Source organism: Mesorhizobium sp. 113-1-2, from assembly GCF_016756475.1.
Lineage (GTDB): Bacteria > Pseudomonadota > Alphaproteobacteria > Rhizobiales > Rhizobiaceae > Mesorhizobium > Mesorhizobium loti_C.
The window spans coordinates 6,327,441-6,341,415 of record NZ_AP023242.1 but is presented as its reverse complement, the minus strand read 5'-3'; the positions used below and the strand labels follow the sequence as shown (position 1 = coordinate 6,341,415).

Below are 13,975 nucleotides of genomic sequence, written 5' to 3'. Positions count from 1 at the left end.
CTAATCCAGGCGGCAAGGGCGGATTAGGCGCGTCCTAATCCGCACAGAAGAAATCTGTAGTTTTCCGGCACGCGCTGCAACTTATGAGTAGGTTCACCGCATCTACCCACCGGGCGGACCGGCTTGCGCCAAGGCTGAAAAACCATCGCCGCGCATGCCGTGATGCGACGCTGGCAGGAAGGAAACACCATGCGTGATCCACGCTACGACATTCTGTTCGAGCCCGTGAAGATCGGTCCGGTGACCGCCAAGAACCGTTTCTACCAGGTGCCGCATTGCAATGGCGGCGGCTATCGCGACCCTTCCGCCGCGGCCGAGATGCGGCGCATCAAGTCGGAAGGCGGCTGGGGTGTCATCTTCACCGAGCAGACCGAGATGCACCACACTTCGGAGATCACACCCTTCATCGAGCTCAGGCTGTGGGACGACGCCGATATACCGGCGCTGGCGAAGATGGCCAAGGCGATGCACCAACATGGCGCGCTGGCCGGCATCCAACTGGCCTATTCCGGCATCAACGGCCCCAACCTCTACACCAAGGAAGTGCCGCGCGGACCGTCGGCCTTGCCCATCCGCACCTTCACCAACGATCCGGTCCAGGCGCGCGCCATGGACAAGCAAGATATACGCGACCTCAGGCGCTGGCATCGCAATGCCTTCAAACGCGCCAAGCTGGCGGGCTTCGACCTGGTCTGTCTCTATGGCGCGCATGGCTTCGGCATCATCCAGCACTTCCTGTCCACCGCCACCAACCAACGCAGCGACGAATATGGCGGCTCGCTGGAAAACCGCTCGCGGCTGATGCGCGAGCTGATCGAGGAAGGCCGCGATGCCATCGGCGTCACGTGTGGCCTGACGCTGCGGTTGTCGCTGGACGAGATGATCGGCGAGTTGGGCTTTGCCAATTCCGAGGTCCGCGACATGATCGAAATGCACGCCGATCTGCCTGATCTCTGGGACCTGGCCCATGGCGCCTGGGAGGATTGTTCGGGGCCGTCGCGGTTCAAGGAGGAGGCAGCGCAGGAGAGCCTGGTGTCCGGCATCAAGACGCTGACCTCAAAGCCGGTCGTCGGCGTCGGCCGCTTCACCTCGCCTGACGTGATGGTCCGGATGATCAAGTCCGGCACGCTCGATTTCATCGGCTGCGCGCGCCCGTCGATCGCCGACCCCTTTCTGCCGAAGAAGGTGGAGGAGGGGCGTATCGAGGACATCCGCGAATGCATCGGCTGCAACATCTGCATCACCGGCGACATGACCATGTCGATCTCGCGCTGCACGCAGAACCCGACCTTCATGGAGGAGTGGCGCAAGGGCTGGCATCCCGAGCGCATGCAGGCCAAGGGCGACAGCGACAGCGTGCTGATCGTCGGCGCCGGTCCCGCAGGACTGGAGGCCGCCCGCGCGCTCGGCCTGCGCGGCTATCAGGTGGCCATTGCCGAGGCCGGCACCGAACTCGGCGGCCGCGTCGCGCGCGAGTGTCGCCTGCCTGGGCTCTCGGCCTGGGGTCGCGTGCGCGACTATCGCCAGTACCAGCTCAGCCAGATGTCCAATGTCGACATCTATTTCGAAAGCCGGTTGTCGGCGCAGGACATACTGGCCTTCGGTTTTCAGAACATCGCGCTGGCCACCGGCTCGACATGGCGCCGCGACGGCGTGGCGCGCGCCCATGTCGTGCCGATGCCGATCGACCCGGCCATGCCGGTCTACACGCCGGACGATCTGATGGCTGGAAACGTGCCGACCGGCAATGTCGTGCTGTTCGACGACGACCACTACTATATGGGTGGCGTTCTGGCTGAGCTGATGGCGCGCAACGGTAGCAAGGTGACGCTGGTGACGCCGTCCGCCTATGTCTCCGACTGGACCCGCAACACGCTGGAGCAGGGCGCCATCCACCGCCGTCTGGCGGGGCTCGGCGTCGAGATCGTGCTGAACCGGACCGTGACACGCATCGTGCAAGGAGGCGTTGCCACCGCCTGCGCCTACACTGGGGCCGAACGCGATATTGCCGCCGACGCCGTGGTGCTGGTGACGTCGCGCCAGCAGGACGACCAGGTCTGGCGTGAGCTGAGGGCGCGGCGCGACGAATGGGCCGACAATGGTATCAGTTCGATCAAGGTCATAGGCGATGCCGAGGCGCCGGGGCCGATCGCCTGGGCGACCTATGCCGGCCACCGCTTCGCGCGTGAGCTGGACGAAGACGATATCGGCGATGCGCTGCCGTTCCGGCGGGAGGTGACGGCCCTGGCGGCGGAATAGGCGGGACTTGCGCCTGGCACCCGTGGTCCTTAGACAGGCGGCCGTGACGTTTGCCGATGGCGGAGAAGAAGAACATGTCGGACCGGATGAAGACCATCTCCTCGGCCAAGTCGCATGGCGGCGTGCAGGGCGTCTATTCCCATGCTTCGGATGCCTGTGCCTGCGACATGACATTCGCCGTATTCGTGCCGCCGCAGGCCGGTGAAAAGCCTTGCCCTGTCGTATGGTACCTCTCCGGCCTGACCTGCACCCATGCCAATGTCATGGACAAGGGCGGGTACAGGCGCATGGCCGCCGAGCTTGGCCTGATCGTCGTCTGTCCCGACACCAGCCCCCGCGGCGCCGACATTCCCGACGAGAAGGACAATTGGCAGTTCGGTTGCGGCGCCGGCTTCTATGTCGACGCGACGCAAGCACCCTACGCCACGAACTACCGCATGTATTCCTATGTCACCGAGGAATTGCCGGCATTGATCGCCCAGGAATTTCCGGCCGATATGACGCGCCAGGCGATCTTCGGCCACTCGATGGGCGGGCATGGTGCGCTGACGATCGCGCTGAAAAATCCCGAGCGCTTCAAAAGCTGCTCGGCCTTCGCGCCGATCGTGCAACCGAGCACCGCCGGCTGGTCGCGGCCCGCCCTCGAAAAATATCTCGGCGCCGACGAGGCGTCATGGCGGGGCTACGATGCCACCTTGCTCATCGAGGATGGCCATCGCTTCTCCGAGCTTTTCGTCGATCAGGGAACGTCGGACGGCTTTCTCAAGGACGGGCTGAGGCCTTGGCTGCTGGAAGCGGCCTGCGCCAAGGCCGGCATCCCTCTGACCCTGCGCATGCAGGATGGCTACGACCACTCGTATTTCTTCATTTCGACATTCATGGATGACCATCTGCGATGGCATGCCGAAAGATTGTCTGACCCGGTTCTCGGCACCGGGTCACGCTGAACCATTGGGATAGCCCCCAGCAGGTTTAATCCCGCAGCAGGTCGAACATCAGCTTGAAGAAACGGTCCGCATCGACCTCATGGGCGATACGGGCATTGTCCTTCTCGCCGCGCTCGCTCCAGAAATCGGCGACCGTCGCGCCGAACGCATAGGTGCCGGACAAATCGACGCCGATATGGGCCGGACGCGTGCGCACCAGCGTCGGGTCGATGGCCAGCGCCAGTGCCAGCGGATCGTGCATGGCGCCGCCGACGCCCATCGAGTTGCGGTGCAGCTTCTCGTAGAACAGCAGCCAGTCGTTGACCAGTTTGCCGAGCGGCGTGTCGATCGTCGCCAGCTCGGCATATTGCGGCGCCTCGATCAGCACCTGCATGGTGACATCGAGGCCGACCATCAGGATCGGCACGCCGCTGTCCAGCACGATCTTCAGCGCCTCCGGGTCGCAGAAGGCGTTGAACTCCGTCGGCGTGATGATCTCGCTCTTGCGGTAGAACACGCCGCCCATCCAGATCAATTCCTTGATCTTGGGCAGCACGTCGCGATGCTTGAGGATCATCAGGCCGATATTGGACAGCGGGCCGGTGGCGACGACCAGGATCGGTTCCGGCGAGGCGCGCAGCTTGTCGGCCAGGAAATCGACGGCGTGCTGGTCGACCGGCTTGATCGTCGCCTGCGGCAGATAGGGCGAGCCTTCGAGGCCGCTCGGACCGTCGGCGGTGCCAAGCACCAGCGGCCGCGCCAGCGGGCGGTGACAGCCTTGCGCGACCGGCACGTCGCCGGCGCCGATATACTCCAGGATGCGCAGCGCATTGGCCGTCGTCTTCTCGACCTCGGCATTGCCGCAAGTGGTGGTGACGCCGAGCAATTCGATAGCCGGCGAGCGATGCGCCATGACCAGCGCGATGGCGTCGTCATGGCCGGGGTCGCAGTCGAACAGGATGGGAGTTGCAATGGTCATTTTGGCGGTCCTCACGCGGCTTGTTCGTAGCGCGCGATGGTTTGCTTGAAGATGTTCAGGAAGCGGCGGCCGTCGAGATCGGTGCAGATGCGCGTGGTCTTAGGCCCGCCGCCGGGCAGCAATTGCCGGCCGCGATGGGCAACCGTCTGTCCGCGCGCGAGACGCCCGTCCAGCACGACATCGACGAAGAGCGGTTCGGTCATCGTGGCGAGGCTGGGGTCGAAGGCCAAAGCCACGGTGATGACGTCGTCCATCGGGAAGCCGACGAGGTCGAAGAACTCGCGCCAGATATCGATGTAGATCGGGAAGCTGTCGGCGATCATGTCGAAGACGGCGTTCTTGCGGGCAACGGCATGCATGTCGGCGATGTCATCGCGCGTCAGCATCGAGGCGGCGACGCGGTTGTCCTCGCAGATGTCGAGCGGTACCAGGATCTTCTCGACATCGGCGTTGAGCACGATGCGTGAAGCTTCGGGGTCGGCCCAGATGTTGTATTCCGACAGCGGCGTGATGTTGCCGGGTGTCTGGAAATTGCCGCCAAGCACCAAGAGCCGCTTCAACGCGCCCGTCAGGCGCGGCTCCTGAAGCAGCGCCATCGCCGCATTGGTCAGCGGCCCCGTCGTCACCAGCGTGATCTCGCCGGGATTGGCCATGACTGTCTCGATGATGAAATCGACCGCGTGCCCCGGCGTTGCCGGGCGGACGGGCGGCGGCGCCGGCGGGTTGAATTTCTTCAGCCGGTCGCCGAAGCGGGCAACCAGCCGCTTCTCGAAATGCACCGGCGCTTCCATGTCGGCCTTGGCGTTGCCGACGATCGGCCGCCAGGCGCCGGCATGGACCGGAACGTCGTCGCGCCCGGCCAGCGTCAGCGTGTTGAGCACGACATTGGTGACCTGTTCGATCGGGCCTGCCGCACCGGTCACGGTGGTGACGCCTTCGAGCCGGATATTCGGGTTCGCCGCGGCAAACAGCACGGCGAGAATGTCGTCGCCGGCAGAATCCACGTCGAGGATTATGCGTTCCATGAGAGTTCCTTCACTAGGGATTTTTGTCGACCGGGGCGCTGTTCCTGTCCACCGACAGAAGTTTCTGCATCGAGGCCAGCGTCTCCTTGATGATTTTCGGCCGTGCCCGGTAGGACAGTGCGAACAGCGCCGTCAGCGCGACGACATAGGGCACGGTGAGAACCAGATAGGACGGGAAACCGAAGGTCTGCAGGCGCAGCGAGAAGGCATCGGCGAAGCCGAACAAAAGGCAACCGGCCAGCACCTTCAGCGGATCGCCATTGGAGAAGATCAGGATGGCCACCGCCATGAAACCGCGGCCCGAGGACATGTTCTCGGTGAACATGGTGATGTAGCCGAGCGACAGATGCGCGCCGGCCAGCCCCGCCAGCAATCCGCTCAGCAGCGAGGCGATGTAGCGGACGCGGGTGATCGAAATGCCGAGTGCTTCCGCGGCTTCGGGCTTTTCGCCGACGACGCGGATATAGAGCCCAAGCCGGGTGCGGTTGTAGAACAGCACCAGCAGCGGCACGGCGATGAAGGCGACGTAGACAATCGGCGTGAAGCCCGAGATCAGCGGCGCCCATGACCCGAGCAGCGCCTGGGCGCCGGGTATCTGCACCTTGGGCAGGCCGACAATGCCGTGACCGACGATCGATCCGCGTGTGCCGAAAATCGCTTTCATCAACGAGATCGTCATGCCGCCGGCAAGGATGTTGAGCGCCAGCCCGACGACAACTTCGTTGGCCCGGAACGTCACCACCAGCACGGCAAAGGCAAGCGCGAAGGCAAGGGCCGCGGCGACGCCGCAGGCGACCCCCGCGAATGCCGAACCTGTCCAGATCGAGCCGATGACAGCGAAGAAGGCGCCGGCCAGCATCTGTCCTTCGAGGCCGATGTTGAAGATGCCAGCCTTGGTGGTGAACGACCCGCCGAGCGCCACCAGCAGGATCGGCGCGGTGGTGCGAAGCGTCGCGGCGATCAGCGCGACGTTGATGAGCTTGTCTAGAATTTCCATCGCCGCTCCCCCGCCTGGCTGTCGCCGCGGCGTTTGATCAGGACCTGCGCCGAGACGCTAAGGATGATCAGCGCCTGGATGACGGTGATGATTTCGCGCGAGGCGCTGGTGTCGACCTCGAGCAGCAGCGACCCGCTGCGAAGCGCGCCGAAGAACAGCGCCGTGACGATGGTGGCAACCGGCGAGCCATTGGCGAGCAGGGCGGCGATCAGCCCGTCGAAGCCGAAGCCGGGAGCAAAGCCCTCCATGAAACGGTGATGCACGCCGAGCGTCTCGACGCCGCCGGCGAGGCCGCCGACGGCACCTGAAAGCAGCAGCACGACAAAGCCCTGCCGTTTCACGTTGACGCCGCCATATTCGGCGAATTTCGGCGCCGAGCCGACCATGGTCACGCCATAGCCCCAGCTGGTGTAGCGGAAGATCAGCGCGACGCCGACCGCCAGCGCCAGGCCGATGAACAGCCCCCAGTTCAGCCGCGAGAAGGAAAAAATCTCGGGCAGATAGGCCGTCGCCAGGATCGGCGGCGTCTCCGACCAGCCGCCGGGCCGTTTGAACAGGAAGATGGTGAAGTAGGAGGTGAGCAGCACCGCGATGTAGTTCGACAGGATCGTCGAGACGACCTCGTTGGTGTTGTATCGGGCGCGGAAAAAGGCGGGGATGGCAACCCAGGCAGCACCCGCGACGACCGCGAGCGCCAGCGCCGCCAGCATATGGATGCCAGCGGGCAGGGAAAAGCTGAAGCCGACCCAGGCGGCGGCAAAACCGCCGAGGAACAGCTGACCCTCGATGCCGACATTGAACATGCCGCCGCGCAGGCCGATGCAGGCGGCGACGCCGCAGATCAGGATCGGCGTCGTCTGCAGCAGCGTGCCGGCAATCTTTTCCTGGTCGCCAAAGGCGCCGCGCAGCAGCGTCATCAAGACATGGATCGGACTTTCGCCGACCAGGAGGATGATGATCGCCCCCAAGAGCAAGGCTACGCCGACGGCGATGATCTGGCCGGAAAAGGCGCGCAAACGGTCGCTCATCATGCGGGCTCCAGCTGCGGCGAAACACCCGCCATCATCATGCCGATCCTGTCTTCGTCGGCATCGTCGCCGGCGACTTCGCCCATGATCCGCCCGTTGAACATCACCAGGATGCGGTCGGCGAGCGCCGCCAGTTCGTCGAGCTGCACGGAAATCAAGAGGATGGCCCGGCCGGCCGCGCGCTGGCGCATGATCTCGTCATGGATGGCCTCCTGGGCGCCGATATCAACGCCGCGCGTCGGCTGGTCGATCAGCAGGAAGTCGGCGCCATTGGTGAATTCGCGCGCCAGCACGACCTTCTGGATATTGCCGCCGGAAAGCCGCTTGACGGCATCGCCCGCTCCTTGCGCACGAATGTCGAAGCTCTTGATCAGCGCTCCGGCATTTCCGCCGATCGCCTTCCAGTCGAGCACACCGTTGCGGCTCCACGGCGCGCGGTGCTGGCGGCCCATCAGCGTGTTTGCCGCGATCGACGCATTGCGATCGACCCCGCGCACCATGCGATCGCCAGGGACATGGGCAAGGCCGGCTTCGCGGATCGCGGCGGGCGAGAGGGTGGTGAGGTCCTGGCCTTTCAGCCAGGCTTCGCCATGGCTTGCCGGCCTCAGGCCCGAAAGCACTTCCGCCAGTTCCGTCTGCCCATTGCCAGCGACGCCCGCAATTCCCACCACTTCGCCGGAGCGGACAGTGAAACTGACGTTGCGAAGAGCCGGCAGACGGCGATCATCCCGCGCCCACAGATCCTTGACCTGAAGGACCACGTCACCCTGCAGCGCCACGCGTGGCCGCCGGTCGAAACTGACTTCGCGGCCAACCATCATGCGCACCAACTCGTCCTTGTTGAGTTCCGACGTCGGGCGGGTCGCCACCTTCTTGCCGTTGCGCAGCACCGTCACCGTGTCGGACACCTCCATCACCTCTTCCAGATGATGCGAGATGAAGATCACGGTCATGCCCTCGGCCACGAAGCTGCGCAGTGTCTGGAACAGTTCGCGGCTTTCCTGCGGCGTCAGCACGGCGGTCGGCTCGTCGAGGATGATGGTGCGGGCGCCGCGCACCAGAACTTTCAGGATTTCGATGCGCTGCTCGATGCCGACCGAGAGCAGGCCGACGCGCTCGGTCGGATCGACATGCAGCCCGAAACGCTTCGACAATTCCTCAGTGCGCGCGATCTGCGCGGCATGGTCGATCAGCCCGTGACGACGGATCTCCATGCCGAGAAAGACATTGTCGGCGACCGATAGCGAAGGCACCAGCTTGAAGTGCTGGTGCACCATGCCGAGCCCTGCCTTGATGGCGGCGGCCGGGTCGGCGACCACTATCGCTTCGCCATTCAGCCGGATCGAGCCTTCGTCCGGCTGGAGGAGGCCGAACAGGATGTTCATCAGCGTCGTCTTGCCGGCGCCGTTCTCGCCGATAATGGCGTGGATTTCGCCCCGGCGCACGGCAAGGTCGATGCCGTCATTGGCAACAAAGGCGCCAAAACGCTTGGTGATGCCTGTCAACTCGACGGCCATCGCTACTGTGCTGTGAAGGGTCGGGGACCCCGGCGCGTTCGACACGATGCTCTCGCAGATTGGCAGACTGGACACTGATCCGCCGCGGCAAGCCGCGGCGGATCAGTGTAGCGCGTTCTTGGGAGGGATGCGCTGTTGCTGGCTTACTTCGCCTTGGCGATCACGATCTTGCCGTCGAGGATGCCCTTCTTGATCTCGTCCAGCTTGGTGGTCACGTCGGCCGGGATCTTCGGCGCGATGTCGTCGCAGACTTTGAACTCGACGCCGCCCGACGCCAGGTCGAAGGTGCGGGTGCCGGCGGTGACCTTGTTGCCCCCGACCTCGTCCTTGATCAGCGTGTAGACGGCGATGTCGCCGCGCTTCAGCATGCTGCCGAGCACATTTCCGGGAGCCGTGCCGCACATGTCGATATCGACGCCGATCGAATATTTGTCGGCGGCGGCACTTGCCTGCATCACGCCTTCGCCGGTCGGGCCGGCGACGTTGTAGACGATGTCGGAGCCCTGGCCGTAGAGCGCCTGGGCAAGCTCGCTGCCCTTGGCCGGATCATCGAAGGTGCCGGCGAAGACGGAGTTCACCTTCACATCGGGCGCGGCGTATTTGGCGCCCTGCTCGTAGCCGCCGAGGAAGTTGCGGATGACCGGGATGTCGCGGCCGCCGACGAAGCCGATTGCCTTGCCGTCGCCGATCTTGGGAAATTCGCTGCCCTTGGCCTCGATCATGCTGGCCAGCGCGCCGGCGACGAAGGAGCCCTGTTCCTCGGCGAAATTGGCATAGATCATCTTGGGATTGTCGAGCACGCCATCGATGAAGACGAAGCGCTGGTCGGGGTATTCCTTGCTGACCTTCTGCAGCGAATCCACCAGTTCCCAACCCATTACGAAGATGAGGTCGTACTGCTTGCCCTTGGCGAGGTTCTCGAACTGCTCCTGATAGTCCAAAGCGCGATTGCCGGTGTCGACCAGCTTGAGATCGATGCCGAAATCAGCCTTGGCCTTGTTGAGGCCGTTGACGATCGAAACGCCAAAGCCCTGTGCGAAATATCCAGAGATGGCGGCCACCGAAACCTTGGTCTGTGCGGCGGCCGATCCCAACGAAACAGCCAGCATCGTGCCGGCCATAAACAAACTCTTGAGCGCCCTTGTCATGTTATTCCACTTCAGCTTTTTTCAGCTTTTGAAGCCACGCCTTGACCATCCCCCACATATCGCCGGAATGCCGGCGAGTTCGTTGATGGTCATATGAGTTTAGGAGCGGCTAAACAGGCTGTCAATCGTCATCCGATGCGGTTTTCTTAGGCCCGTCATCCGCGTCCTTCACCTCCGTGCTTGACAAATATCGCGATGCATAATTGTTGATGCTCTAACGAATTTTCGTGAGTGACGGGACGAAGGATACGCGCAATGCCAGCTGTGGTGGTCAGGAAATTTCTGGTCCAGGTCGAAGAGATCTTCCATGAGGGCGGGCCGCCCGCAGCGCGTCCGCCCAAGCGCGGCGCGATCGTCGCCGTCATCGCCAACCCTTTTGCCGGACGCTACGTCGAGGAGATCACCGGCTTCATGGAGGATCTTAAACCGCTTGGCCTCGAAATGGCGCGGCGCCTGATAGACGCCATGGGCGATGGCGTCGCCGCCGTCGAAGGCTATGGCAAGGGCGCCATCGTCGGTGCCGCCGGCGAGCTTGAACACGGCGCGCTGTGGCACAATCCCGGCGGCTACGCGATGCGCGAACTTCTTGGCGACGCCAAGGCGATCGTGCCCTCGACCAAGAAGGTCGGCGGCCCCGGAACGCGCATCGACATTCCGATCACCCACATCAACGCCTCCTATGTGCGGAGCCATTTCGACGCGATCGAGATCGGCGTTGGCGATGCGCCGCGCAGCGACGAGATGGCGGTCATCCTGGCGATGACGACAGGTGCGCGCGTTCATGCGCGGGTCGGCGGCCTGGCTGCGGCCGACATCAAGGGCGAGGACGGATTGCGATGAGCCTGGAAATCCGCCGCATCATCACTATTGTCGAGGAAACCCGGATCGAAGGCGGCCGCCCCGTCGATCCGCCGACGCGGCGTGCCGCGGCGATCGCGGTGATCCGCAACCCCTATGCCGGCACCTTTGTCGAGGACCTGTCGGGGCTAAGCGATATCGGCGAAGCGCTGGGCGATATCTTGCCCAGGCGCGCGGTGGCAGCCCTTGGCATTGCCGGCAGTGAGGTCGAGAGCTTCGGCAAGGCTGCTGCCGTCGGCGCCGACGGCGAGCTCGAACATGCCGCCGCCATCCTCCACCCAACGCTCGGTGCTCCGTTCCGCGATGTGCTGGGCAAGGGCGCCGCGCTCATTCCCTCATCGAAGAAGCGCGGCGGCCTCGGCGTGCCGCTCGACATTCCGCTCGGCCACAAGGATGCGGCGAAGGTGCGCAGCCATTTCGACGGCATGGAGGTCCGCGTCCCCGATGCGCCGCGCGCCGACGAGATCGTCGTCGCCATCGCCGTCACCGATTCCGGCCGGCCGCACCCGCGCGTCGGCGGGCTGACCAAGGATAAGATCGTCGGCAAGGACGGCGTGAGTTGATGCCTGCGAAGGCCGCTACGCGGCCCTGACCTCTGGCACTCGCAGAGCCGGCGGGGTGTTGCGGCTGCGGCCGGTGCGCACCTCGCCGTCGATGACGACCATACCGATGCCCGGCAGATTGCCGAGCGCCACGCTGTCGAGCAATCCGTCGCCGGCACCGCCCATCGCCTGGTCGATGAAGATCAGATCGGCTGCACGGCCGACCTCGATGATGCCGCGATCAGCCAGTCCGCGCACACGCGCCGTGTTGCCGCTGGCAAGGCAGAACGCCACTTCCGGCGCGATGCCGCCCAGCGAAGCCAGCATGGTCAGCGTCCTCAAAATGCCGAGCGGCTGGACCCCGGATCCGGCCGGGCTGTCGGTGCCGAGGACGACGCGCGAAAGCTCGCCGCGCTGCCTCGCCAGATCGAGCACGAACAGTCCGGTGCGCAGATTGCCGTTGTGGACGATTTCCAGCGCGCGCGAGCCGTTCTCGCAGATCTGCCGGATTTCGGCTTCGGGAAGTGCCGTCGGTCCGCCATTGACGTGGGCAACGATATCGGCGTCGACCTCCAGCACGACATCGGCACCGATGCGGCCGGAGCCGGGCAGGGACGGACCGCCCGTATGAGTCATCGAGGTCATGCCGTATTTGCGCGCCCAGGCGATCATCTGCCGGCCGGTCGGACCATCCTTGACGCCGCCAAGCCCGACCTCGCCGATGAGTGTCACGCCGGCTTCGGCGAGATAGCGGAAATCATCCTCGACCAGGCCGTGCTCCAGGATGGGCGCGCCGGCCAGGATCTTCATGCCGTTGGGACGGAAGTTGGAGAAGGTCCGCTGCGCCGCGATCGCCAGCGCCTTCAGCCCGACCAGGTCGCGCGGGCGTCCCGGCGTGTGGACCTCGCCCGCCGAGATGATGGTGGTAACGCCGCCATGCACGGTGGAATCCATCCAGCCGATCTGGTTCTGCCGCGGCGTCCAGTCGCCGGCCACCGGATGAGCATGGTTGTCGATAAGCCCTGGCGCGACCGCGCAGCCCATCGCATCGATGATCGTTGCCGTGTTGCCACCGTCGACATCGCCGGCCTTGCCTATGGCTGATATGCGCCCGTCGGCCACGACGATGGTGTCGGCATCGAGGATCGGCTGGCCGAGGTCACCGCTCAGAAGGAGGCCGATGTTGCGGACGATGAGCGTGTTGGCAGACGACTTGGGGTCGGACGGCATCGGATCTCATTTCTGCTGGTATGGAAAGGTCCAGGCGCGGCCTATTTGCCGCCGTCGCCATTCGATGGATCGTCGTCATTGATGCGCTTGAGCAGGCGAAGCAGCGTCGCCTGCTCGGCGGGTGAAAGCGGTGACAGGAAGCGGCGCCCGACCTCGACGCTGCGTGCGAGCCGCTCGAGCGTGTATTCGGTCCCTTTCTCGGTCAGCGCGATCATCGACAGGCGCTGGTCGGTGTCGGAAGCGCTGCGCGTGATCAGGTCGTGTTTCAGCAGCTTGCGCATGACGATGCTGATGGTCGACGGATCCATCGCCGTCAGCCGGCCGAGATGGTTCTGCGAGACCTCGCCATGTTTGAGGATCGTGGCAAGGGCCGCGAATTGGGTCGGCGACAGATCTTCGCCGGCCATGACCTGCTGGAAACGCAGCGTCGCGCGCTGATGCGCCTTGCGGATGACGTGTGCCGGGTGCTGGTCCAACGCGTAGCCGGTCTCGGCGTATCGCTCCAGAACCTGCTCGCGGGTCAGGGGTTCCGCGTTGCCGCGTTGCTGCTTCGATGTCGCGCTTTTCTCGGTTTTCTTTTCGGTCGTCAAACCGGACTCCTGTTGCCTGTCTCGGATGCCGCTGGCTTTGGTAGCTCAAGCCGCGACTTCGATCGGTTGCAGCGATGTCCCGTCGCGAAGCGCCGCGACGACATCAGCCGAATCGCTGACCACGCCGAAATGCGTCGCTATGTCGTAGAGCGAGCTTTCCTGCTCGCGGGGTCCCGTCGCCGCGCAGCAATCGCTCGGCACCACCACTTCATAGCCCTGGAAAAATGCGTCGTGGACGGTTGATCGCACGCAGATGTTGGTGACCACGCCGAAGATGACCAATTGGTCGATCTGCATGTCCTTCAGTGTCAGGTCGAGGTCGGTCTGGAAGAAGGCCGAGTAGCGCCGCTTGATGACGTGGATCTCGTCATCGCGGGCGCCAAGATCTTCGATGATCTCCGGTCCCCAGCTGCCTTCCAGGCAATGTGGCGTGCGCTTCACCCATTCGCGCTCGCGGCGCATGCCCGGCCGGTGCGCATCGTGAACCCAGATCACCGGCACGCCGCTCGCGCGGGCCGCCTCTATGACGGCCAGTTGCGGCCCGACCAGCGTCTCGTATCCAGGCAGGACCATGGCCCCGCCCGGTTTGCAGAACTCGTTGACCATGTCGATGACGATAATGGCCGCGCGCTGCGGATCAAGGCGCATCGCGTCGTCGTGCCGATGTGAGGAAAAAACGTCCACGGCCATGGCGGACTCCTTTGGTCGATCGTTGATGCTCATACAAAAAACCTTGGCGGGTGCCAAGTCAATCCCGTTCGACGCAAAGCAGTAGTCACCGGCCTTGCGCATGCCGCGCTGACAAGCGTATGCGCTATTTGTCCAGCCGGATATGGCCTTGACAAGGGGCGGCAATCATGGACTCAATTTGTATGA

The 13,975-nt window shown here is 64.2% G+C and carries 13 protein-coding genes; 4 read left to right on the top strand and 9 right to left on the bottom strand.

Annotated features, from left to right (window positions below; all coding sequences use genetic code 11):
* Window positions 1-189 precede the first annotated feature (189 nt).
* Window positions 190-2,259 carry an oxidoreductase gene (locus JN279_RS30850; protein WP_096458841.1) on the top strand — a complete coding sequence of 690 codons (2,070 nt, stop codon included), beginning with the start codon at window positions 190-192 and terminating at the stop codon, window positions 2,257-2,259.
* 74 nt (window positions 2,260-2,333) lie between these two features.
* Window positions 2,334-3,206 carry an S-formylglutathione hydrolase gene (gene fghA, locus JN279_RS30845; protein ID WP_096458844.1) on the top strand — a complete coding sequence of 291 codons (873 nt, stop codon included), beginning with the start codon at window positions 2,334-2,336 and terminating at the stop codon, window positions 3,204-3,206.
* A 25-nt stretch (window positions 3,207-3,231) separates the two neighbouring features.
* Here the strand turns inward: fghA and JN279_RS30840 are convergent, their stop codons facing one another.
* The 6 genes from JN279_RS30840 to JN279_RS30815 all read right to left on the bottom strand — a co-directional run bounded on the left by JN279_RS30840 (window position 3,232) and on the right by JN279_RS30815 (window position 9,852).
* Window positions 3,232-4,164: a nucleoside hydrolase gene (locus JN279_RS30840; protein WP_096458847.1), complete on the bottom strand. Its 933-nt coding sequence runs from the start codon at window positions 4,162-4,164 to the stop codon at window positions 3,232-3,234.
* Window positions 4,165-4,175: 11 nt separating this feature from the next.
* Complete coding sequence (locus JN279_RS30835; RefSeq protein WP_096455341.1) at window positions 4,176-5,189, bottom strand: nucleoside hydrolase; 1,014 nt, start codon at window positions 5,187-5,189, stop codon at window positions 4,176-4,178.
* A gap of 13 nt (window positions 5,190-5,202) precedes the next feature.
* Entirely contained in the window at window positions 5,203-6,186 is a 984-nt protein-coding gene (locus JN279_RS30830; protein ID WP_096455343.1) for an ABC transporter permease, read from the bottom strand.
* On the bottom strand, window positions 6,174-7,214 hold the full coding sequence (locus JN279_RS30825; protein ID WP_096455345.1) for an ABC transporter permease: 1,041 nt from the start codon (window positions 7,212-7,214) through the stop codon (window positions 6,174-6,176). Before JN279_RS30825 ends, JN279_RS30830 begins: the two co-directional genes overlap by 13 nt.
* Window positions 7,214-8,731 carry an ABC transporter ATP-binding protein gene (locus JN279_RS30820; RefSeq protein ID WP_244734196.1) on the bottom strand — a complete coding sequence of 506 codons (1,518 nt, stop codon included), beginning with the start codon at window positions 8,729-8,731 and terminating at the stop codon, window positions 7,214-7,216. The genes JN279_RS30825 and JN279_RS30820 overlap by 1 nt, the downstream gene beginning before the upstream one ends.
* 143 nt (window positions 8,732-8,874) lie before the next feature.
* Complete coding sequence (locus JN279_RS30815) at window positions 8,875-9,852, bottom strand: BMP family lipoprotein (RefSeq protein WP_244734194.1); 978 nt, start codon at window positions 9,850-9,852, stop codon at window positions 8,875-8,877.
* Between the two features lie 282 nt (window positions 9,853-10,134).
* Between JN279_RS30815 and JN279_RS30810 the strand changes: the two genes are divergently transcribed.
* Both JN279_RS30810 and JN279_RS30805 read left to right on the top strand, forming a co-directional pair.
* Window positions 10,135-10,719 carry an amino acid synthesis family protein gene (locus tag JN279_RS30810; RefSeq protein WP_027033912.1) on the top strand — a complete coding sequence of 195 codons (585 nt, stop codon included), beginning with the start codon at window positions 10,135-10,137 and terminating at the stop codon, window positions 10,717-10,719.
* Complete coding sequence (locus JN279_RS30805; protein WP_096455349.1) at window positions 10,716-11,300, top strand: amino acid synthesis family protein; 585 nt, start codon at window positions 10,716-10,718, stop codon at window positions 11,298-11,300. Before JN279_RS30810 ends, JN279_RS30805 begins: the two co-directional genes overlap by 4 nt.
* A 15-nt stretch (window positions 11,301-11,315) precedes the next feature.
* Here JN279_RS30805 and JN279_RS30800 read toward each other — a convergent pair whose 3' ends face one another.
* From JN279_RS30800 to JN279_RS30790, 3 genes are read right to left on the bottom strand one after another with little or no spacing between them, the layout of a single operon-like run.
* Entirely contained in the window at window positions 11,316-12,509 is a 1,194-nt protein-coding gene (locus JN279_RS30800; RefSeq protein ID WP_096455351.1) for an amidohydrolase family protein, read from the bottom strand.
* 41 nt (window positions 12,510-12,550) lie between these two features.
* A complete protein-coding gene (locus JN279_RS30795) occupies window positions 12,551-13,099 on the bottom strand; it encodes a MarR family winged helix-turn-helix transcriptional regulator (protein ID WP_096455353.1) in 549 nt (182 codons plus the stop codon).
* Between the two features lie 45 nt (window positions 13,100-13,144).
* Window positions 13,145-13,789 carry a cysteine hydrolase family protein gene (locus JN279_RS30790; protein WP_096455355.1) on the bottom strand — a complete coding sequence of 215 codons (645 nt, stop codon included), beginning with the start codon at window positions 13,787-13,789 and terminating at the stop codon, window positions 13,145-13,147.
* Window positions 13,790-13,975: the final 186 nt, after the last annotated feature.

Coding starts and splice junctions, on each gene's coding strand:
- JN279_RS30790 (WP_096455355.1), bottom strand. CDS start 13,789: ATGGCCGTGGACGTTTTTTCCTCACATCGGCACGACGACGCGATGCGC.
- fghA (WP_096458844.1), top strand. CDS start 2,334: ATGTCGGACCGGATGAAGACCATCTCCTCGGCCAAGTCGCATGGCGGC.
- JN279_RS30800 (WP_096455351.1), bottom strand. CDS start 12,509: ATGCCGTCCGACCCCAAGTCGTCTGCCAACACGCTCATCGTCCGCAAC.
- JN279_RS30840 (WP_096458847.1), bottom strand. CDS start 4,164: ATGACCATTGCAACTCCCATCCTGTTCGACTGCGACCCCGGCCATGAC.
- JN279_RS30830 (WP_096455343.1), bottom strand. CDS start 6,186: ATGGAAATTCTAGACAAGCTCATCAACGTCGCGCTGATCGCCGCGACG.
- JN279_RS30805 (WP_096455349.1), top strand. CDS start 10,716: ATGAGCCTGGAAATCCGCCGCATCATCACTATTGTCGAGGAAACCCGG.
- JN279_RS30815 (WP_244734194.1), bottom strand. CDS start 9,852: ATGGCCGGCACGATGCTGGCTGTTTCGTTGGGATCGGCCGCCGCACAG.
- JN279_RS30820 (WP_244734196.1), bottom strand. CDS start 8,731: ATGGCCGTCGAGTTGACAGGCATCACCAAGCGTTTTGGCGCCTTTGTT.
- JN279_RS30850 (WP_096458841.1), top strand. CDS start 190: ATGCGTGATCCACGCTACGACATTCTGTTCGAGCCCGTGAAGATCGGT.
- JN279_RS30835 (WP_096455341.1), bottom strand. CDS start 5,189: ATGGAACGCATAATCCTCGACGTGGATTCTGCCGGCGACGACATTCTC.
- JN279_RS30810 (WP_027033912.1), top strand. CDS start 10,135: ATGCCAGCTGTGGTGGTCAGGAAATTTCTGGTCCAGGTCGAAGAGATC.
- JN279_RS30825 (WP_096455345.1), bottom strand. CDS start 7,214: ATGAGCGACCGTTTGCGCGCCTTTTCCGGCCAGATCATCGCCGTCGGC.